Consider the following 21,211-nt stretch of genomic DNA (forward strand, 5'->3'; position numbering starts at 1 on the left):
CGCTCACGCGTGCAGGCGCGGCTGGAATGCGATCACCGCCATGCCGGCCAGCGTCAGCGCGACACCTGCCGCGTCCCACAGCGTAGGCCGCACCTCGTCCACGACCCACAGCCACGCAATTGCGACCGCCACGTACACGCCGCCGTAGGCCGCATACACGCGGCCCGCGGCGGTGCCATGCAGCGTCAGCAGCCAAGCGAACAGCGCGAGGCTCGCCGCGCCCGGCAGCAACAGCCATGCGGAGCCGCCCTCCTTCAGCCAGCGCCACGGCAGGTAGCAGCCGAGAATCTCGGCGACAGCGGTCACGACATACAGCAGGAAGGTTTTCATCGACGGACGTGAGAAGGTGGTTGTGTGGCCGCGGGCGTGCGGCCGTCTGTTCTGGCGCACAGCGGCACAGCGGCGTCGCGGCCGGCAGCGCTATCGGCTTTATTAACACAATCACCTGGCAGCGCGCGCGCAGCTGTGCGACAGTCGCGCTTCTTCAACTCCGACGGCCACCGGTCATGAGCATCGAGTCACCCTGCGTCGACATCTGCAAGTTCGACGACAAAACCGGCCTTTGCATCGGCTGTCTGCGCACGCGCGATGAATGCAAAAGCTGGAAAAAAATGAAGGACAAGCATCGCGGGAAGATCATCGAGGACCGGCCGCGCCGCGAGCGCAAGCTGAAGAAGTGAGCGGCGGGTGGCGCCGGTCGGCCGCTCACGCAAACCCACGCAAACTCACGCCAGGCCCGAATCTCAATCCAGCGAGAGCCGCAGCGCGAAGCCGATCAGCGCGGCCGAAAACGTCCACCGTTGCAGCGTCTGCGCCAAAGGATGGGCGCGCATCCAGTTGGCGATGCGCGCAGCGCCGATCGAATACAACCCGTCGAAGCACGCGCCGATCACGAGCAGCACGGCGCCGAGCTCGATCATCTGCCACGCCACCGGCCCTGCTTCCGGCCGCACGAATTGCGGCAACAGCACCGAGCAGAACAGCAGCGCCTTCGGGTTGAGCAGATTCGTCAGCAGACCTTTGACGAACGCGGTCCGCAACGGCTGCACCGCACTACCCGCATCGCTCGCAGTAGCGGATTCCACTCGCGACGCGCCGGCCGCTTGCTGGTCGCGTGAACCGGCCGGCAATGCGAACCCGGGCGAGCGGAAGATCTGGATGCCGACCCACGCGAGATAGACCGCGCCGGCATAGCGCACCGCGTCGTACAGCCACGGCGCGTTGCGCAGCAGCGCCGCCATGCCGCACGCCGACAGCGTCACGTGCGTCGCGCGCGACACGCCGAGCCCCGCGGCGGCCGCGAAGCCGCTGCGCACGCCGCGCGCCATGCTGGTTTGCAGGATCAGCGCCATGTCCGGCCCAGGCACCGCATAAACGACAATCAATGCCGCCACATAGACGGCCAGCAGGTGAGCGGAAATCATCGGAGCCTCCTTGTTTTTCGAGGCTCCATATTGCTATCGGATGCGGAGGGTTTTCTGGCGATCTTCTGTATCGGCCACCCATAAAATAGCGGAGTACGCTAATATTTATCGATCTAGTAGCGCATTCCACCAAACCGCAAAAACCACCTCCTAACCATGCCCGCCGACGATCTCGACAAAACCGACCGCGCGATACTCGCCGCGCTGCAAAACGACGGCCGCATGTCGAATGCGCGTCTCGCAGAAATGGTCGGACTCAGTGAGACGCCATGCGCGCGGCGTCTGAAGCGCCTGGAAAACGACGGTTATATCGACCGCTACCGCGCGGTGCTATCGCGCGCCGGGCTCGGTCTGGGCGTGATCGCGTTCGTGCTGGTGCGTTTCGCGGTGCACGACCGCGTGGTGGCGACGCGCTTCGAGCGCGAGGTGCAGGCGATCCCGCGTATCCTGTCGTGCCACAACGTGTCGGGCAGCGCCGACTACATCCTGCAGATCGTCGCGCGCGACCTCGACGACTACGGCACGTTCATGCGCGACGAACTGCGCAGTCTGCCGGGCGTGACGTCGATGGAATCGGCCTTGTCGTTGCGTGAAGTGAAAGCGTTTGGCGGTCTGCCGCTCTCCTGAGCGCGAACGTGGCATAGTCACGCCTTTAGTCCCCTTTTGAAGCGGCGCGAGCCGTTCCGACGCAACCCGAAGACCCGGAGTTCTCATGGATCACGACAAGGCGCGAGCCGAAGAAACCGCCGCAATGGAACGCGTGCTGACCGCGACCCAACGTGTACAGACGGCGTTCGCGTCGTTGCAATCGCAATTCCCGCCGGCAGGCAGCGGCAAACCCTCGCAATTTGCGTTGCAGACATTCGACGCCGCGCTGCAGGAACTCGAAGACGCGCAGGCCGCGTTCGACGAATTGCTCGGCGATCTGCTCGACGGCAATCGTTGAGCGCCGGCGAGCGGCCTGCCGGCGTCTGGCCCGCACCCCGCTCGCCACCCGGCTCGCCCCCCCGCGCGCCGCCGCATGCAGCTCAGCCCGCCTCCGTCTCCACCACCGGCTCGCAGAGAATCGGAAAGTTGACCGAGTTCGCGACGTAGCATTTCTGATGCGCAACGTGATGCAGATGCGTGGCCCGCTCGACGTCGCCGCCCGCTCGGATCGTCACACGCGGGCGCAGCACGATCTGCGAGAAGCGGCCTTCCTCCGCGGTATCGAGCATCGTGCCTTCGGCGTCGTCGCGATAGTCGAGCACGACGATGCCCGCGTCCGAGCACAGATGCAGATACCACAGCTTGTGACACGCGCTCGCCGACGCGACCAGCAGGTCCTCCGGATTCCAGCGCGTCGCGTCGCCGAGAAATGCCGGATCCGACGAGCCCGGAATGTCCGGCTTGCCGTCGGAAGAAATCACGTGATCGCGGCCGTAGTCGCGGTAGCCGGAGGTGCCGCTGCCGCGGTTGCCGGTCCACTGCACCGATACGTGGTACTTGTGTTCACGGTGTGCCATTCGCTTTCCCTGTGGTCGGATTGGACCTGCATTCTATACGCGCCCTACTAGCGCGGCGGCGCCGCGCGGCCGGTCACGTTAGGCGCGCGCGGATCGGGACTCATGTAGAGCGCCGTGCCGTTCGCGCGCATGTTGTTGAGCGCGTCGCCCGAGCCGGTCGCGCCACCGGCGCCGAGGCCATACGAGCCGCCCGCCGACATGCCGGGCCCCGGCATCGCACTCGGACTGACGCCGGTACCGATGCCCATCGCGCCGCCGGCAGCCGTGTTGCCGGTGCCTGCGCCGGTGCCCGCATGAGTTCCGTTCTGGCTGCCGCCAGGATTGCCCAGTTGCTGGGCGTCCACCGTCCCCGCGGCCCCCACCATCGACAGCGCCGCAAGCAACGCCCACCGCACGATCCCATCTGTTGCCGCCTTCATACCCACCTCCCACCGGATCGATCCGCCGAGCCACGACATCTATTCTGAGCCGATCGTCCGAGCGATGCAGCGGCGCAGTTCCGGCCCGTGCACACGGCGTGTCGGTGCGCGTTATGATCGGTCGTTACGCCCGAACGGCCGATCGCGCACGATGGAGCACGCCTACATCAACCTTTTGCATCTGCTCGCCGGCCACTCGACGTGGATGCTCGCGGTCGTGTTCCTCGCCGCGTTTTTCGAAGCGATCGCGGTCATCGGCACCTTCATCCCCGGCAGCACCGCGATGTTCCTCGCGGGCGCGCTGACGGGCACCGGCTCGCTGAGCCTGGCCTGGGTCTTCGGGTGGGCGATCGTCGGCGCGGTCGCCGGCGACGGCATCAGCTTCTGGCTCGGCGATCGCTACAAGGAACGCATCGTCACTCGGTGGCCGTTCCGCGCGCACCCCGGCGTACTCGACGCGGGCCAGCGGTTCTTTCTGAAGCATGGCGCGAAGAGCGTCGTGCTCGCCCGCTTCATTGGCCCATTGCGGGCGATCGTGCCCGTCGTCGCAGGCATGATGGGCATGCGGCCGCTGCGCTTCTTCGCGATCAACGTGCTCTCCGCGTTGCTGTGGGCGCCCGCGCACATCCTGCCAGGTGTCGTGTTCGGCGCGTCGGTGCTGCTCGCGGGCGCGGTGTCGTTCCGGCTCGTCGTGATCATCGTGATGCTGGTGTGCATCGTGTGGCTCAGCTTTCGCGGCGCGGGGTTTCTGGTGTCGCACGCGAACGCATGGTCGAGCGCGGCGGGCCGTCATCTCGGCAGCTGGGCATGCCGCCACCCGGGTCCGCTCGGGCGCGCCGCGCGCCGCATGCTCGACCCCGACACGCCCGATGCGACCAACCTCCTCGTGACCTCGCTGGTCGTGCTGGTGGCGGGCGCGCTTTTCTTCGGCGTCCTTGAGGATGTCGTCAGCGGCGAACCGCTGACCACCATCGACCTGTCCGTCTATCACTTTCTGCAGTCGGTGCGCACGCCATGGGGCGACACGGTGCTGGCAGCGCTCGCGACGCTCGGCAGCGGCATCACGCTGCTCTCGCTGGTCGTCACGCTGGCCCTGTGGATGGCGTGGGAGCGGCGCTGGCGCACGATCAGCTACTGGCTCGCGGCGGTGGTGTTTTCGCAACTGCTGATACTCGGCCTGCAACTCGCGATGCGCCGCGCGCCGCCCAACGAGCTGATGACCAGTCACTTCGTGTTTCCCAGCAATCACGTCGCCGCCACGGTGACCGTCTATGGCTTTCTCGCGTTTCTGCTCGCGCGCCGGGTCGGCAAGCGCGAAGGCGTGCTGGTTGCCGGCGCGAGCATCATCGTCGTGATCGTGGTCGCGCTCGCAGGCGTCTACTTCGGCCGCTACTGGGTGTCCGACGCGATTGGCGGCGCGGCGCTCGCGTATGCATGGGTCGCGCTGATCGCATTGACGGCGATCTGGCGGCATCCGCAGCCGCCGCCGCAGCGCCCGTTCATGCCGCTCGTGGTGCTCGTGATCATCGCGGTCAGTGTCGGCCTGCAGCTCGGCATCGCGATGCCTACGCCGCCGGACAGCGCGCCGCAACCTCCGCCGGTGCAGCTCACCCAGGCGCAGTGGAAGCTCTCCGGGTGGAAGCGCCTGCCATGCTTTCGCTCCGACATGGGCGGCGATCACAAGGAGCCGCTGACGCTGCAATGGGTCTCCGAGCCCGCTTCGATCCGCGAGCAGTTGCGCGCGCAGGGCTGGGTCGAGGGCACCGACGTGTCCGCGCACAGCCTGCTGTCGCTCGCTTCGCCCGACGTCGCGGCGGTGGCGCTGCCGGTGCTGCCGAAACTGAACAATGGCGTCCCGTCGTCGCTGGTCTTCATGCGGCCGGGCGAATCGCCCGAGGAACGCTACGTGCTGCGCTTCTGGCCGAGCGGCTACGCGGTCGACAACGGCACCACCGCGGCGCCGCTGTGGGTCGGCGCGTTAGCGCACGAGCGGCTGACGCGGCCGTCCTGGCCGCTGAACATTCTGCGCATCGACCGCGCCGCGAGCCCGTCCGACGCGCGCACCCGGTCGGGCGCCGGGCTCGGCGCGACGGTGCTCGCGGAAGTCGATTGTCACGGCGTGCCGGTGTCGCTGCTGGTGTCGCCGATGGAGTGAGCGGCATCCCCGACTCGACGATTCGATATCGGAGACAACCGTGGGCCGCTTCTCGACCAAACAACTCGATGAATACGCAGCGACATTCGAACGCGACGGCATGGACGTTCTGCGCAGGCATTTCCCGCAGGCGACGCTGCTCGCATCGCGCGATGGCCGCCTGCCGTTGCAGGCGATCACGATGGAACTCGGTGACGCGATAATTGCGATGTGCCCCCGCCGGAGCAATACCGGCAATTCGCCTATTGAAGAATGCATTCAGTTGCCGCATTGACCGCGCAACGAATTGTCACGAAAGTGAACCGCCAATTGATGCGTAATTTCCATAAAGAAAATGGCTGCTGCGAATACGGGGATACGCCAACTCACGAATGACACGCGATTTAACATTTAAACCTTCGTTGCGCAAATGCAACGACACCCCGCATTACCCCAGCTTCCGCCCCGCTGTTTGCACCGATAGCGCTCCTAATTCATTTTTCCACTCACGCAATCCGAAATGGCACTGGCAGAATGGGTAAAAAAACCAGTTAGCGGAAACCGGCATGCATCGCCGCTTCCGCGACGAGACATACGGACCCTGAGTTGCTGCTCAATTACACGCTTTAACGCTATCGTCTCATTGCGACCAGAACTCGAAGACCAATAGGAGCTCCGTGTGCGGAATCGATTGATGTCTCGCGTGAAGAAAGACCGCCAGTCCGCCGTACGCAGCCACCGCTCGCGTGTTTCCCGATTATCTTCAAGTCCGCTTTCCGGCAGGTTTTCCCGACTGATCCCCCGCTTATCGCGTTGCATCAGCGTGCTGGTGCTCGGCAGTTACTCCGCGTCTAGCGTCGCCGGCGTTTCCGTATTGCGTCCGCCGCGTGAAGCGCTATCGAATAGTCCGCTCGAAGTGACGATCGTCTATGCCGGCGATCAGCCCGGCGGCACCGAGGTAGACGTGCCGGCGCAATTGACCATCGCGCTCAGCAATACCGACGTGGTACCGCACAAGCTTGCGCTCACGCGCGAAAGCGGCGCCCCCGAGCATCTGAAGCTCGCCGCCGGCGAACTGAAGGCGGTCCGCTATACCGGCACGTGGCCGGAATGGGCGCGCGGTGCGATGCAGATCGACGTGCCGGACCTCGACGTGTCGCCATCGTATGTGCTGCTGACGCGGCCGCCGCACTCCGGCAAGGACGCGGCGCTCGCGTCGGCCGGGAGCGCAAATGGAACGACGGCGGCGGGCACGCCGGGCGGCGCGCCGTCTTCGACGAGCCTGATCGCGTCGTCGCCCGCGCCGTCACGACCGGATGCGTCGGTGCCGCAAATCAACACGTTCCTGAGCCGCTTCTCCTCCTACGAGCCGATGTACTTCGCCGATGGCTGGGGCTCGAATGGCGACAATCTCGCCAAATTCCAGCTGAGCTTCAAGTTCCGCCTCGTCATTCCGGACGACCCGCGCTCCCGTGGTTTCGCCGACAACCTGTACTTCGCCTATACGCAAACCTCGCTGTGGGATATCGAGGAGTACTCGTCGCCGTTCCGCGACACCAGCTATATGCCGCAACTCTTCTATTACCTCGAAGACACCGGTTGGAAGAGCAAGTGGTGGAGCAGGATGGGCTTGATGGCCGGTTACGAACACGAATCGAATGGGCGCGACGGACCCGAATCGCGCGGCATCGACTTTGTGTTCATCAAGCCGATCTGGGATTTCGGCGACATCCACGGCTACCATCTGACCGTCGAGCCGAAGATTTATTACTATACGCACATCGCCGGCGAGAACCACGACATCGCCGACTACCGCGGCTATGTGGATCTGCGGTTCATCTACGGCAGCCCCGACGGTGCGCAACTCGACACGACGCTGCGCAAAGGAACGCAAGGCGGCAAAGGCAGCATCGATACGCAGTTCACCTATCCATTGGCGAAGCTGATCAACAGCCGCTGGGGCGGTTACCTGTGGCTCGGCTTCTTTAGCGGTTACGGCGAGGACATTCTCGACTACAACCAGCATCGCTGGATTGCGCGAATCGGCTATAGCATCACCCGCTAATCCGCAGTTCGCTGTAGATGCAAGCAAAAGGGCCGCCGAGCGGCCCTTTTTGCCATTCGATGACGGCGCACCACGTCACGCAATATATCGAAAGTTCTGCCGTAATTCTTTTAGAGGCTCGCCCAAAGCCGACCGCCACCCGGCGGGCGGCCCGTCTTAAACCGCCCTTGAATACAGTGTGCAAGAACAGACGGGCATATCGGTGCGAATTTCTCTAGAGTTGAAGGGCCGCCGGTCCAACCGGCTGGCCACGCCGCACGCTGACTTTTCCAGCGTCTATTCAAAACCAAGGAAAAACCAATGAAAACCGCTCTCCTTAAAGACGTGTCGACCGTTTCAAACGAGCCAAACGGACTTCTTTTGCATCGGAATAGTGCACCGCTTGCGCTCAAGCACGAAATTCACCCGGAACAGATCCGGGATTGCCTGCCGGCCCGTCAGGGGGGAGTCGGCTTTCTGTTCCACGCGACCGACTGGGAGACCCTTTCATTTTCGTTTCACAACGTTCGCGAACGCAGCGAATCGTTCGAAGAGGAGCTGTGGAATACGAAGCCTTTCATTGCATCGCCGATCTATTCGGGCTCGCAGGTGATCGGCGCGAATATCGCCTGCCCGGTGCCGCTCGAAATGTGGCTTGGCAGCCCGCGCGGCATCAAGCGCTTTCGCGAGACGCAATTTTTTCCGGCGCTGGAGCTTGCCAGGAAGGCAGGCTTGAACATGGTCGCGATGGGCGCGTCGACGCCGTACGCGTGCAACTACGGCGCGCTGCCCCGGCCGGTCAAGCCGCCTCACATCACGACCGGCCACGCGGCGACCGCGGCGATGCTCAAAGACTGGGCGATGCATTGCTGCGAGCAGCTCGACCTCGAGTTCGGCAACACGAAGCTCGCGCTGTTCGGCGCGGCCGGCCGGCTCGGCACGACGGTCGCGAAGTATCTGCTGTACAAGGATGCGCCGAAGGAACTGGTCCTGATCGACCTGCCGGACAAGCTCAACCTGCTGATCGACCAGGCAAAGGAACTGCTCGCGTCGGACCTGCTCGGCAAATCGAAAGTCTCGGTGCATACGTTCAGCCCGGACACCCCGCTGCCGGCTTTCGACGGCGCGATTCTCGCGAGCAGCACGAGCGTGCCTTACCTGAGCGCCGCCGATCTCAAACGCGCGCAATTCTGGATCGACGACTCGCATCCGCGCGCGGCAAGCGTCGAAGCGGAACTCGCTTCTCGCGGTCATACGCTCTATATTGAATGCTTCGCGCGTGGACCCGCCGGACTCGACACCGCGTTCCCGTTCAGACTGCCGTCCACCCGCGACTGCTACACCTGCTTTGCCGAAGGCTACTCGGCGTGGCAGGAAGGAATCGCATCCGATTTCATCATCGGCAGCCCGCCCGTGTGGTCGGTCTCTTATACTCATGGTCTGCTGAAGAAGTACGGCTTTTCGGTCGGACCGTTCCATGGCAAGAACGGCGATTCGCTCGCCGAAGGCGTCGAAGCACAGCAATTCAATACGCATGAAATGATGGGTTCCTGATGAACTCGGAGGCCTGATGGCGATACCGCGCGAAAGCATGCGGGATATGCTGGAAAGAAGCAGGTTCGCGATTCGATGGGGAGGCGCACTCGGCCTCCTGTGTCACCCCATCTATTACGTCGTCTGGACCTACATCCTTCCGCAGCCTTACGACAACCTGCTGCTGCGGCTCAGCGCGGCGGCCGTCTGCGTGCCGCTGCTGTTCCAGGCGCGCTGGCCGAGGCGTTACAACCCCGCGCTGCTGATCTACTGGCATTGCTGCCTGATTTACGTGCTGCCGTTCGTCTGCACGTTCCTGACCGTCAGAAACGGTTTCTCCACCATGTGGATGATGACCGAGGTCATGATGATCTTCATTCTGGCGCTGTGTATCGACAATCCCCTGCTGCTGATAACGTGCATCGGGATCGGCGTGTTTTCCGGCGGGCTTGCCGGCGTGTTGAGCGCGCCGACGGCGCTCGTTCTCAGCGCGCAGGACAAGTCGAATCTCGCGCTGCTGCCGGTGGTCGTGTTGTGCAGCATGGCGTTCAGTCACGCGATCAGCAAGGGGCGCATCTTCGTCGAAAAGAACCGCGCGTTGCAGGCGCTCGCGGGTTCCATCGCGCACGAGATGCGCAATCCGCTGAGCCAGTTGCGGCACGTGCTCGACCGCGTCGAGGAAGCGCTGCCCGCGGCGAGCGAAGCCGGCTCGGCGCCGATGCTGACGGACGGCACCGCTTCGCTGATGTACAACCATCTCGCGCAGGGGCAATTGTCGATCGAGCGCGGCCTGCGCATCATCGCGATGACGCTCGACGAAGTCGCCGCCAAATCGATCCGTCCGGATAGCCTCAGCTACCTGCATGCTGGCGCGACCACGCGCAAGGCGCTCGCCGAATACGGCTTCGAGAACGACAAGGAGCGCGCGAAGGTGAGCGTCGTCGTCAGGCGCGACTTCGTGTTCAAGGTCGACGAGACGGTCTATCTGTTCACGCTGTTCAATCTGATCAAGAACGCGCTGCATCACATCGTCGCGTATCCGCAAGCCACGCTGACCTTGACCGTCGACCACGACTCGGTGATCGTGCGCGACACCGGCCCCGGCATCGCGCCTGAGATCCTGCAGCATCTGTTCGAGCCGTTTCGCACGGCCGGCAACACGGGCGGCACCGGGCTCGGGCTTGCCTACTGCCAGCGTGCGATGCGCGCGTTCGGCGGCAGCATCGAGTGTGAATCGGAACTCCGCAAGTTCACCGCGTTCACGCTGCGCTTTCCGCCGGTGGCGGCCGACGAGGTCGCGGAACATGAGCGGCTTCTGTTCGAACGCGCGATGCCCGCGTTCAAGGGCAAGCGCGTGCTGGTCGTCGACGACGACGACACGCTGCGCGCCCGCACCCGCCGCGTGCTGACGAAGGCCGGCGCCTATGTCAGCGAGGCGTCGAGCGGTGAGCTTGCGCTCGCCACCTTGCGGCGCGCGCCGCTCTACGACCTCGTGCTGATGGACATCAGCATGCCGGAGATGGACGGCTATACGACGACCGAGCGCATCCGCGCCGAGCGCGACTGCCCGAACCGCAACGTGCTGATCGTCGCCTATACCGCCGAGCCGGGCAATGCGGTGCGGCTGCGCGCGCGGCGCGCCGGCATGGACGAGATCATCAGCAAGACGTCGAATGTGCAGGAGTTGCTTACCGCGGTGCAGGCCCTCTTCGACAACGGCGCGCGACATCAGCCGGGCGAGCCGCCTGAAGGCTTCGCCGGCAGAACCTTCGTGATCGCCGACGACGACACGTATAGCCGGCTCGTCGCGAAGGCGTACCTGGAACGCTGCGGCGCGAGCGTCGTCGAGGCGGACCACGGCCAGGCGGTGCTGACCAAACTGCACGAAGACGGCTTCATCGACGCGATCCTGATGGACGTGAACATGCCGGGCATGAGCGGCATCGCGACGACGAAGTCGATCCGCGCGCGCACCGATGCCTACGCGACGCTGCCGATCATTGCGCTGACCAGTCACACCGATTCCAACGCGGTGCAGGCCTGCCTTGCGGCCGGGATGAACGAGGTGTTGATCAAGCCCGTGCAGGCCGGCTCGCTATACGCGTGCCTCGCGAGGCAGTTCGGCAAGCGCGGCGCGCCGGTTGCGGACGCTCCGCAACGAATCGCGGAAACCGCGGGCGCGACCGCGCACACGGATTTTGCGGCAACGCCGGTAGCATTGGCCCCGGCTGCGGGCGCATCCGCGGTCGCGGCCATCGCTGAAGAAAGCCTGCTCGACGACGCGCACCTCGAGGAACTGGTTTCGCTCGACCTGCTCGACGAATCGTTCCTGAACGGCATCGAACAGATCCACTCGCTCGTCGCGCGGCTTGCGGGCAGCAGCGCGGCCGTCGATATCGAGGCGACGCACGCGAGCTTGCACGCACTGCTCGGGGTCAGCGGCAACATCGGTGCGAAGGAACTGCATCGCTATGCGCGGCAGATCTATCCACGGGTGATCGCCGGTGAGTGGCCCGTGGAAGCCGACTGGCTCGCGCAGATCCGCGCGCTGGCGGCATGCTCGACCGAAGCGTTGCAGCGGTATTACGCGTCGGCGAAAGGCTTGCGTGATCATCGGGATGCGCTGAGTGATTGAGCGGGTGGCATCGGGCGCCCTTCTTGCGGCGCCACTCCCGCTCCTGCTTCGACGCAACCCGCGCGCGCTTTGCAATCAGGCCGGATCGACCTCATCCACCGAAGCTGCGATCGGCGCCACAGGCGGCTTCGCGACGAACCGCCGTTTCGGCGACATCAGGCCCATCATGAAGCGCCTGCCCCCAACTTCGACAAAGTGATAGAACACGGTAGACGCAGCGAATACGGCGCCAAAAGCGAACATCACCGAAATGAGCTCCGCGAACCGGCCGAAATGCGCGTTGTCTTGGGCAATCACGAATCTGACTATCGGCTTGAATAGAACGTGAACCAGGTAGATCGAAAAAGAGATCTTGCCGAGAAAGAACACGACGCGATTGCCGAACATCAGATTGGCGGCTTTCGAATTCCCGAAGCAGGCAATCACCGTTGGAAACAGAAAGACGTAGACGACGAGGTCAGGCGAGCCCGCGTAGTACGTTGCCACCACGCCGAGAACCGAGAGGACCGCGAACAGATTGGTCGATACGATCGCGCGGATTCGCGGCAGGTTGACGAGCCGGTAGCCGATCAGTCCAAGGGTAAAGCCTGCCACGCAACGCATCACTGGATAAGGGGTGTATCCATGGAATATATCGAGGACGCCATCGCAATCGGTACAGTCGCGATTGCCATAGGCGGCAGCGAAAAGCAGCGCCCCGCTTAGAAGCACCGCGCCCCATGCGAGTGACCGCCTCGACTCTATCGTCAACGCAATCAGAACCGGGAAAAGCACGTACGCAGCCAACTCGGTACTCAAAGACCAGGCCGGTCCGACGAAGCTTCCCGAGAAGCCCCACGCCTGAACCAGAAACAGGTTCGCGAGTATTGCTTTCGGCTCCCAGGTATCCGGCAACGCGGCGCCATGACCGAAGTGAATGGTCAGATCGTAAATGGCGCGCAGTACCGTGACCGTGATGTAAAGCGGAAAGACACGCGCAATGCGCTTCTTGATAAAGGTGATGTAGGTTCGATTCCCTGCGCTGAGCGTGACGGTCGACGCATAGTTCAGCGCCAGAACCAGCCCGCTCAGCATAAAGAACAGATCGACAGCGAGATACCCGTGCTGCGGAGTATTGAAGAAGTGGTATGCGACCACCGCGATTGCCGCGATACCTCGCACACCGGTCATCGGACGGATTTCCGCCACTTCGGAAGGATTCGAACGAACGCTTGTAGTAGCCACTGGCACCTCACAGGAAGTACTTTTCGCGCGTCGGCCTACTTCGGTGGGTAGAGCCGGGATGTATAAAAAGACTATTGGTTGACCGCGTCGAAGAAGGCGCCGGAACTCGTCGCCGGCAAAGCGCTCAAGGGACTGCGCCAGCCGCTCGATGTATTCCTGCAGCGCGTGCCGTGGTACGTGGTCAACTCGATGTGCCTGCGCAACGATGACCACGCATGCAATAAACGCGGTCTGCGCGCTAGATCGTTTCGGCTTCCAGCGCTTCCTGCAACACCGCCCCCACAGCGAGCTGCTCGCGAAGATACGCGTGGAACGCTTCGCCGACTTCCGGATGCCGTAGCGCAAACGCCACGGTCGCCTTCAGATAGCCGAGCTTGCTGCCGCAATCGAACCGCGTGCCGGCGAATCGGTGCGCCAGCACTTGCTCGTTCGCGAGCAACGATTGCAACGCGTCGGTCAGCTGATACTCGCCACCCGCACCCGGCGCAAGCTCACGGATATGCCGGAAGATTGCGGGCGTGAGGATATAGCGCCCCACGACCCCGAGATTCGACGGCGCATCTTTCGGTGCGGGCTTCTCGACGATTCTGGCGACCTTCAGCAAACCATCGGCCCATTCTCGGCCGCCGACCACCCCATATGAACTGCTGTGTTCCGGCGCGATCGTTTCGACACCGATTACCGAGCTGTGATAGTGGTTGAATATGTCCACCATTTGAGTGAGCACCGGCCGCTCGCCATGCAACAGGTCGTCGGCGAGAATGACGGCGAACGGCTCATTGCCCACCAGCTTTTCCGCGCACAGCACCGCGTGTCCGAGACCCAGCGCGTCGGCCTGACGGACGTAAAAACAGTTGACATTGGCGGGTTTGATGCCCCGCACGACTTCGAGCAGCTTCTCTTTGCCGCGCGCCTCGAGTTCCGCCTCGATCTCATACGACTTGTCGAAATGATCTTCAATGGCTCGCTTGCTTCGGCCCGTCACGAAGATCATTTCCGTGATGCCGGCTGCAATCGCCTCTTCAACGGCATACTGAATCAGCGGCTTGTCGACGACCGGCAGCATCTCTTTGGGACTGGCTTTGGTCGCGGGCAGAAAACGTGTGCCCAATCCGGCCACAGGAAATACCGCTTTCGTCACTTTCAGCATGATTGACCCCGTTGGTAGCGTTGGAATTTTTCGATCCGCGTGCCGACTTACCGGCGGCACGGCACAGGATCAGGCACCATCGCGGTGCTTCCACGAGTCGGATCGAGCCTGAGCCGTAGGGCGAGAAACATGATCAGCGGCGACACAGGTGAAAGATGTCGCAGGAATGATCCGTAGTCCGGCTCGAAAATGGCTTGTGTCACGACGAAACTGACCAGAAAGCAAAGACAAAGCTTGTCGAATCCACCCACCGCCGGGAACAGTGATGCAAGCGGTCGATAGCGCAAAAACACCATCGAAAAGGTGCAAAACAACCCGATTCCACCCAGCATCTGCAGCGCATAGCCCGACAGAATCAGCCGCAGCGGCAACATGAAAGTCGCCAGCGTAATGGCTGCGTTCGCCACGCCGACGGCTATGCCGCTGCCTGGAATGAACGGTACGATGATCGAAGCGACTTCCTTCGCGTCGCGCCATTCATTCGCGCTCTGTCTCGCGAAATCCAGTGATTCACCCATTGCCATCTGGAATGCGAAAGCGACAGCCACGAACACCAGAAGCGCAAAGAACAACAGGGAGAGCGGCCGTCTGAACGCGCTTGGCGCGAGATAAAGGCAGACGGTGGCGATTAGCGTAATCCCCCAATACGACCTGAAGAACACAGCTACCAACGCCGCCAGCACTACGAACAGCGCGAATATGGCGCGCGACGAACTGAAAAACAACAACAGCAGCACCAGAACCGAAATGACGAGCTCTTTCGACGGAACACCGATGTAGATGGTTTGATTGACCAGCCAGAAGGCCACCAGGCAGAACTCGGCCGGCTTCAGCGAAGAAACCTTGGAACGCCAGATGGCGAAAAACATGCCGAAAATCGACGCGAGAAATCCCGCCAACGAAATGGTGAAGGTCTGGAGGCCGAAAAAGTTGAAGATCCATGCGAGATTGTCGAATGAGTCTCCAAACGCCTTGAACGACGTGACGCTCTTCATCCGATCGAGGATCTCGGCCTCGTCCAACAGGAAGCGCGCGGGCAACGTGCTCTCGTGCGCAGCAGAAACGACATATAGCGCGATGAACAGCATGAACCAGACCGCGGCTGACACGCCGGGACTCGCACTCCTGCCGATGATGCCGGGGATTTTTACAATGCGCATTTTCGTTCCTTGCACGGCTGGGCACGTCGCCTCGCCGTCGAGCAATCATGTCTACTGCACGGCGGATTCTTGAGCGCGGATGTCATTGGGTTCCCAGGCCGGCTTCGCGAACTGGATAAGCGTCGTGCCCCGCACCGATCTTGAGCGCCTGGTAGGTACCCACACTGGCCACGATCGTGCCGCCGACGCTGATCAGCAGAACCGTGTGGATAAAGCTGACGCCGAAAAAATGCGCCGTCGCAAGGCTGAGCACGATCAATGCGGCATTGGCGGATTGATTCACCAGGTCAATCTTCTGCCGATTCACGACGAGGAATACCTGCGACATCGAGCTGTAGATCGCCATCGTGATGAAATACGGAACGAAGAGCGCATACACCGACATCGACGTCTCCCATTCCTTGCCCATCTTCAGGTCGATGATCAGGCTGAGGCCGGCATAGCACGCCGCCACGAGGGCGAGACTGATGAACGTCAGCATCGTGAAGAACTGCCTCGACGGATTCACGCCATCCGTTCGCTCGCCGTCGAAGTAATCGACCATATCGCGCCGAAAGACACCGCCCAGGCTTTGCGACAACAGGGACGCGGGGAAGTAACCCACGCGATACGCGAGCGCGAAGATGCCGGCGTCGCGATGATCAAAGACCATCGGGATCAGGATCGCGAGCGCATAGATCACGAAAGAATTCAGCGTGATGGTCGGCACGCCATATTTGGCGTACTGAATCTGCAGCGCCGAGAACTTCATGAAGGTCGCCGGGATCATCCGTCGCGCGGAGTAAAGGTAGACCGCCGCCAATGCAAAATTCGACGCGAGAAAGATCCAGCTGTAGACGTTGAATATGCTTGTGCCGGTGCACACGCCTTTCGAAAGCGCCATCAGGCAGACAAAACAGATCGCGAACACAGCATTCGGAAAGAACCGGATCGTTGCGATCTTCGTGTATTTTCTTTCGCTGGTGAGGGCTGCGCACAACGCCTGCTGCAGGAATACGCCAAACGCGAGACCGACAACCGGCACGTATTCCGCGTGGCCCGCCACTATCGTGGCGACCACCAGCGCGAGGCCGATGCCGATCGCGACCACGCTGGCACTCGTCATTGCGCGCACGGCAACCGTCTTGTCCGCCGCCAGGCACGCAACCTCCAGGCGCAAGCCGATTAACGTGCCGGCGAAGAGTCCGCCGGCCATGAGTTGGCTGAAGTACCCAAGCTCCGTGGGTCCGCAATACTTTCCGATCAATAGAATCGAAACGAAATTGAGCGCCTGGCTGAGTACGACTCCAGCGACACTTACGAACGAGTGTTTGATATTCACAATATATCGACGTCGAAAGCCGGTGAGGTTTTCTATCGCTACGACGAGGCGTTCCGTTTAAGCGTTAGCCCTTCTGCGTCTCTGTGCTAGAGGGCAACGCGTCCAGATAGGACGCGTTGCGATACAGACCGGCGCGCGCCCCACGGCTATAGCGGTAGGCTTCGGTGTCGATTCCGTTGAATATCACACCCTTCACGTGGGCGTTTGCCTGTTTGAGCTGCTTGGCCGCCTCCACGACCTCGACGATCGAAGTCGTCTCGAAGCGCGTCACCAGCATGACGGTGCCGCAGCTATCCGCGAGCGCGGTGGCGTCCGATACCGCAAGCACGGGCGGCGTGTCGATCAGCACGATGTCGTACTCGCCTGTCTTCGCCAGGAATTGCTGCATGCGTTCGCTCAGCAGAAGTTCGGCGGGATTCTCCGGAATCGCTCCGCGCGGGACGAAATCGAGGCCCGGACGCACGTCACGCATGATTACCGAGTCCGACATCACGTCCGACGACAGGTAGTCCGCCAGTCCCGGTTTGGAATCGACGCCGAAGTATTGCTCGAGATGACCTTTGCGCAGGTCCGCATCGATCAACAGTACCCGCTTCCCACCTGCAGCCACCACTGCCGCCAGGTTCGCCGAAAGGAACGACTTGCCCACCTGTTCCGTCGGACCGGTCAGCAACACACGGTTGTTGCCCGATTCCGATTCCGATTCGCGCATCGCGAAATGCAGTGCGGTTCTGAGGCGGCGCAGACTTTCAATTGACGGGTCGCGCGGAAACTCGCTGGCAAGCAGGAACCTGTCGTCCTCGACAGCACCGGACGCCTTGCCAATTCGTGCGAGTTTCGCCTGCGACAGCGGCACGGTCGCGTAGACGTTCAGGCCCGTTTGCTCCTCGATCTCCTGTGCATCGGTCACGCCTCTATACAGCGCCGCACGCGCGAACGCCGCGCCCGCGCCCAGAATCAGACCACCCAACGCAGCATAAATAATGACCAGAAGCTTGTTGGGGCTGATCGGGTCCTTCGGCACCACCGGGCTGTCGATCAGGCGCACCGTTCCCACCTTGCCGGCCCGAACCAGTTTGAGTTGCTGCAGGTTGTTCAACATGCCGACGTAAAGCTCGTTGTCGACGGTCACGTCACGGGTCAGGCGCACCGCGTCCTGCTCCAGGTCCGGTAACGCGTTCTGCTTCTGGGACAGAGTGCCAAGCGTACTGGTCAGCATGCCAATCTGTTGATCGAGCGCCTGGATCCCCGGGTAACCCGGCGCGTACGTCGCGCTCAGTTCCGCGCGCTTCTGCTTCAGCTCGAGCAGGGTGCGCTGCGCAGCAACGCTCTGCTCCAGATAAGCCTTGCCCTGCTCGCTGAGATCGAACACGCCCCTGCGGTTGCGCATCTCGTTGTAGCGGCCTTCGGCGCGCTCCAACTCGGCCTTCAGTTGCGGAAGCAGATCGCTCAGGAATGCGAGCGACTTTTCGGCCTCTGCCGCTTTGCGCTTCACATTCTGGTCGACATAGGCATTGCCAATCTCGGCCAGCGTGTGGACAGTCAACAGCCGATCGGAACCCGTAAGGGACGCACCGATGATGCCGCTGTCCTTGCTCCCCTTCTGTGCGATGATCAGCGTCTTTTGCAGGTGTTCCACCGTTTTCTCGCGAGACTCTTTTTTCAGCACGAATTCGGTGCCCGGCCTCGCGTTCAGCGAATCCACGCGCAGCGTGATCGCGCCATCGGGCTGTTTCAGCTCGAGCGTTTCGCCTACCCGGCCTTCCACCGCCTTATCGAGGTCGGCCTGCGCGAGCCGGTAACGGCCACCATCGAGGGCGGTCAGGATGAACTTCTCGCCTTCGAAAGTTTCCGGAACATTGAAACTGGAAACCTTCAGCGATTCATCGCCCCACGCATATCCGCTTCCTTTAAGGATACCCGGCTCGGAAAGGCCTTTAGCATGCCGGGCCAACCAGCCTCCTATTAACGGAAGGCGCTTCGGCTTTGCACTGATATCGAGCCCCAGCGCGTCAACGGCTTTCCCAATCACCATTCTCGAATTGAGAATTTCCATTTCAGCCGCAGCCTCTGTCTTGACGTCGAACATGCTGGAGACGTCGCCCAGAGGACTTTTCGCATTATTGCTCGGGATGCTGTCTTCAACCTGGACGAGGATATTGGCCTGATATACCGGCGGCGCGAGAAAGGCGTACGCAACACCCAGGGTGAGAACGCTGCCGGCAATCCCACTGACCAGCCAACGGTTTGCCACGAGCACGTCGAAATAACGTGAAAGACTGACGTCGTCACTTCGGAGAACGGCAGCATTCGCAAGCGGAGAGCTTTGATTCATCTAAACCCCGGGCTGGTCTAAGAAAAGGGTTGAAACTTTGATTGGATGCACAAGCGAAGCCGCGTCGCCAATTCTGGCTTCTCGTCACTGGAAACCAGACAATCCGCGCTGGCGCCGATCGCGTCAGTTCGCGGTGCAACGTAAATGGGCGAATGATCGCCCGGCGTTACGCGTCGCCTGCCGCGCTCAAGAAAAGAGAACAATCTATTCGCCGGCAGTTAGCTCAGGTTAACTGATAGCTGTCCCTATTACTGTTCGCTGCCGCACATCAAACTTCTAGCCGCAGCGGCAAAATCCTTACACGTCATTAATTGCGGACCAATATCCGAATGAAGCCCTTGATGCGTGAGATAGTCACGCGCGCCCTTCTTTTCAGCGGTGCCCCGAGAGCGGTTCGAGCGTTGTTCTGGCGCGATCGCACGGCAATTCTTCTCTATCATGATCCGGCGCCGGCAACGCTCGAGGCTCATTTTGAGTACCTTCGCGATAAGGTCGAATTCGTGCCGTTGTCGCAGTCGAATTCACGCGGCAACGGACGCCCGCGCGTGGCGGTCACGTTCGACGACGGACATGCGCGTAATGCGGAACTGCTGCCGATATTCATCAAGTACGGCGTGCGTCCCACCATTTACGTCTGCAGCAGTATCGTCGCGCATGAGCGCACGCACTGGTTTCTGCATCCCGTTGCCAGGGAGGCTGGTGTGAGGCGGCTGATTCGCCTGAAAAACGGCGAGCGCGTGGCTGAACTGGAGGCACGAGGCTTTCGTCAGGAACTGCTGGATGAGTCGGCGACCATTAGCGGCCTCAGCGCCGCCCAGATCGAAGTGATGCGACCGTACGTCGACTTCCAGTCGCACACGCGCTATCACCCGACACTGACCTGCTGTGACGATGACGAATGCTTTGAAGAGATCACGGTATCCAAAGTCGAAGTCGAACGGATTGTCGGCAGGCCGTGTGAGCATTTCGCGTATCCCTACGGCATTTTCGGGCCGCGCGAAGTCGAACTGCTGAGGGCTGCCGGTTACAAAAGCGCACGCACGACCGATGTAGGCTGGAACGACGAACAGAGCGATCCGTTCCGGCTCAAGGCGTTCGACATCGATGACGAGTCCTCCGTGGCGTGGTTCGCCGCACAGCTTACCGGTCTGACGTTAGTGCCGCGTTATCTGCGACTGGGGCGAATCCGGCGTTTTGCTGAACGCCTCTTCAGCGGTGGTCCCACTTCATTGAAGCAGGAATAGCGCTGCCGACGACGGATATCCAACCAGGCATATCCCGACCGACGATATCGGCCTTTGACACGACAACAAGCAGGACTCGCGCGGTCGCTATCCGCAAGGAGTCCGGTCGCCTTGACCACACTTGAACGGTGGCATTGAAATGCAAATATTCATTCTTCATCCAGGCAAAGCGAATTATCCGGAGATCGATGCCTACACGAAGTATTTCGCGGGCATTGAGTGCCAGGTTTCGTCAGGAACCCTGGCTGACTACAAAAAGATCGCTAATCCCGAGAATTATGTTCTGTGGTGCATCATGGGCTTTTATCCCAAGAGCCCCACTGCGAGGTTCGTGATCCACGATTACCGCTCGCTGTCGGTTGGCCGCAACAGCGCGTGGAAGGACAGCATCAAGAGGAGGCTTAGCCCGCGGCCAGACCTTCGCATCTTCCAGAACGAGTCGATGCGCGCACTGATGGACTTCAACGATGGCGTAGATACCATTTACCTGCCGATGGGTGTGCCGGACTGGATCTTCGCGACGGGGGCCGAGCGCAATCCGATGCTGCCGACAGGCACCTATTGTTACCTGGGCGAGATCACGCGGGAACGCGGCTTCGTCAGGTTCATCGCAGACTTCCTCGCCACCAGACGCAACTCGGATACGCTCGTTCTGGTTGGTCCGGCTGAGAAAGAGATCTCCGACGCCTATCTTCAATCGCCGGGCATCCTGTTCACGGGGCGACTCGCACAACGCGATGCGCTCGCGGTGGTTCGCAATTGCGAAATCGCTATTTCAACCATCCCTTACAAGCGCCCGTATAACGTGCAGACGCCGACCAAGCTCCTCGAGTATGCCGCGCTCGGCAAAAGAATCATCTGCAATGATTCTCCGTCGAATCTGAACGCTGCCGCCGAGTTTGGAATTCAATGCAAGGTAACGGGTCCTGACGTGTTCTCCAGCATCTGCAATTTCCACGGCGATATGGTGCCGAAGAATGATCCGTCCACGCTGCTGCACCTGCGGTGGACGAATGTAATCGGCGCCTCTGGCATCGAGCGTTATCTCGCGGGGATTTAGCATTCAAACACTGACAGCGCGAG

The 21,211-nt window shown here is 61.7% G+C and carries 19 protein-coding genes; 10 read left to right on the top strand and 9 right to left on the bottom strand.

Annotated features, from left to right (window positions below; all coding sequences use genetic code 11):
* Positions 1-3 precede the first annotated feature (3 nt).
* Positions 4-330 (bottom strand): YnfA family protein, encoded by a 327-nt coding sequence (locus tag EVC45_RS08430; protein WP_018425027.1) that lies wholly within the window; start codon positions 328-330, stop codon positions 4-6.
* Positions 331-506: 176 nt separating this feature from the next.
* On the opposite strand from EVC45_RS08430, the gene EVC45_RS08435 reads away from it, so the two are divergent.
* On the top strand, positions 507-680 hold the full coding sequence (locus EVC45_RS08435; protein ID WP_129957544.1) for a DUF1289 domain-containing protein: 174 nt from the start codon (positions 507-509) through the stop codon (positions 678-680).
* A gap of 63 nt (positions 681-743) precedes the next feature.
* Here the strand turns inward: EVC45_RS08435 and EVC45_RS08440 are convergent, their stop codons facing one another.
* The gene (locus EVC45_RS08440; RefSeq protein ID WP_129957545.1) at positions 744-1,424 is read right to left on the bottom strand and encodes a LysE family translocator; all 681 of its coding nucleotides are present in this window, start codon (positions 1,422-1,424) and stop codon (positions 744-746) included.
* A 156-nt stretch (positions 1,425-1,580) separates the two neighbouring features.
* Between EVC45_RS08440 and EVC45_RS08445 the strand changes: the two genes are divergently transcribed.
* Both EVC45_RS08445 and EVC45_RS08450 read left to right on the top strand, forming a co-directional pair.
* Entirely contained in the window at positions 1,581-2,051 is a 471-nt protein-coding gene (locus EVC45_RS08445) for an Lrp/AsnC family transcriptional regulator (protein ID WP_129957546.1), read from the top strand.
* Positions 2,052-2,136: 85 nt separating this feature from the next.
* Positions 2,137-2,370: a hypothetical protein gene (locus EVC45_RS08450; protein WP_129957547.1), complete on the top strand. Its 234-nt coding sequence runs from the start codon at positions 2,137-2,139 to the stop codon at positions 2,368-2,370.
* A gap of 82 nt (positions 2,371-2,452) precedes the next feature.
* On the opposite strand, the gene EVC45_RS08455 is transcribed toward EVC45_RS08450, so the two are convergent.
* On the bottom strand, positions 2,453-2,929 hold the full coding sequence (locus EVC45_RS08455) for an OsmC family protein (protein WP_129957548.1): 477 nt from the start codon (positions 2,927-2,929) through the stop codon (positions 2,453-2,455).
* A 47-nt stretch (positions 2,930-2,976) separates the two neighbouring features.
* Positions 2,977-3,348, bottom strand: a complete 372-nt coding sequence (locus EVC45_RS08460; protein WP_129957549.1) for a hypothetical protein — start codon at positions 3,346-3,348, stop codon at positions 2,977-2,979.
* A gap of 151 nt (positions 3,349-3,499) precedes the next feature.
* On the opposite strand from EVC45_RS08460, the gene EVC45_RS08465 reads away from it, so the two are divergent.
* The 5 genes from EVC45_RS08465 (at position 3,500) to EVC45_RS08485 (ending at position 11,694) form a co-directional block, all read left to right on the top strand.
* Positions 3,500-5,503: a bifunctional DedA family/phosphatase PAP2 family protein gene (locus EVC45_RS08465; protein WP_129957550.1), complete on the top strand. Its 2,004-nt coding sequence runs from the start codon at positions 3,500-3,502 to the stop codon at positions 5,501-5,503.
* A gap of 40 nt (positions 5,504-5,543) precedes the next feature.
* Positions 5,544-5,777, top strand: a complete 234-nt coding sequence (locus tag EVC45_RS46630) for a hypothetical protein (protein ID WP_248295063.1) — start codon at positions 5,544-5,546, stop codon at positions 5,775-5,777.
* Positions 5,778-6,299: 522 nt separating this feature from the next.
* The gene (locus EVC45_RS08475; protein WP_129957716.1) at positions 6,300-7,547 is read left to right on the top strand and encodes a phospholipase A; all 1,248 of its coding nucleotides are present in this window, start codon (positions 6,300-6,302) and stop codon (positions 7,545-7,547) included.
* Between the two features lie 300 nt (positions 7,548-7,847).
* Positions 7,848-9,080 carry a hypothetical protein gene (locus EVC45_RS08480; protein WP_211193391.1) on the top strand — a complete coding sequence of 411 codons (1,233 nt, stop codon included), beginning with the start codon at positions 7,848-7,850 and terminating at the stop codon, positions 9,078-9,080.
* Between the two features lie 16 nt (positions 9,081-9,096).
* The gene (locus EVC45_RS08485; RefSeq protein ID WP_129957551.1) at positions 9,097-11,694 is read left to right on the top strand and encodes a hybrid sensor histidine kinase/response regulator; all 2,598 of its coding nucleotides are present in this window, start codon (positions 9,097-9,099) and stop codon (positions 11,692-11,694) included.
* Positions 11,695-11,769: 75 nt separating this feature from the next.
* Here EVC45_RS08485 and EVC45_RS08490 read toward each other — a convergent pair whose 3' ends face one another.
* The 5 genes from EVC45_RS08490 to EVC45_RS08510 all read right to left on the bottom strand — a co-directional run bounded on the left by EVC45_RS08490 (position 11,770) and on the right by EVC45_RS08510 (position 18,884).
* On the bottom strand, positions 11,770-13,131 hold the full coding sequence (locus EVC45_RS08490; protein ID WP_129957552.1) for an acyltransferase: 1,362 nt from the start codon (positions 13,129-13,131) through the stop codon (positions 11,770-11,772).
* A 25-nt stretch (positions 13,132-13,156) separates the two neighbouring features.
* On the bottom strand, positions 13,157-14,068 hold the full coding sequence (gene galU, locus EVC45_RS08495; RefSeq protein WP_129957553.1) for a UTP--glucose-1-phosphate uridylyltransferase GalU: 912 nt from the start codon (positions 14,066-14,068) through the stop codon (positions 13,157-13,159).
* A 47-nt stretch (positions 14,069-14,115) separates the two neighbouring features.
* Entirely contained in the window at positions 14,116-15,273 is a 1,158-nt protein-coding gene (locus tag EVC45_RS08500) for a hypothetical protein (RefSeq protein ID WP_248295064.1), read from the bottom strand.
* Between the two features lie 37 nt (positions 15,274-15,310).
* Positions 15,311-16,423 (bottom strand): hypothetical protein, encoded by a 1,113-nt coding sequence (locus EVC45_RS08505; RefSeq protein WP_248295065.1) that lies wholly within the window; start codon positions 16,421-16,423, stop codon positions 15,311-15,313.
* A 190-nt stretch (positions 16,424-16,613) separates the two neighbouring features.
* Entirely contained in the window at positions 16,614-18,884 is a 2,271-nt protein-coding gene (locus tag EVC45_RS08510) for a polysaccharide biosynthesis tyrosine autokinase (protein ID WP_129957555.1), read from the bottom strand.
* A 329-nt stretch (positions 18,885-19,213) separates the two neighbouring features.
* Between EVC45_RS08510 and EVC45_RS08515 the strand changes: the two genes are divergently transcribed.
* Both EVC45_RS08515 and EVC45_RS08520 read left to right on the top strand, forming a co-directional pair.
* On the top strand, positions 19,214-20,128 hold the full coding sequence (locus EVC45_RS08515) for a polysaccharide deacetylase family protein (protein WP_129957556.1): 915 nt from the start codon (positions 19,214-19,216) through the stop codon (positions 20,126-20,128).
* A 139-nt stretch (positions 20,129-20,267) separates the two neighbouring features.
* On the top strand, positions 20,268-21,188 hold the full coding sequence (locus EVC45_RS08520) for a glycosyltransferase (RefSeq protein ID WP_129957557.1): 921 nt from the start codon (positions 20,268-20,270) through the stop codon (positions 21,186-21,188).
* Positions 21,189-21,211 lie beyond the last annotated feature (23 nt).

The organism is Paraburkholderia sp. UYCP14C, assembly GCF_004197395.1.
Lineage (GTDB): Bacteria > Pseudomonadota > Gammaproteobacteria > Burkholderiales > Burkholderiaceae > Paraburkholderia.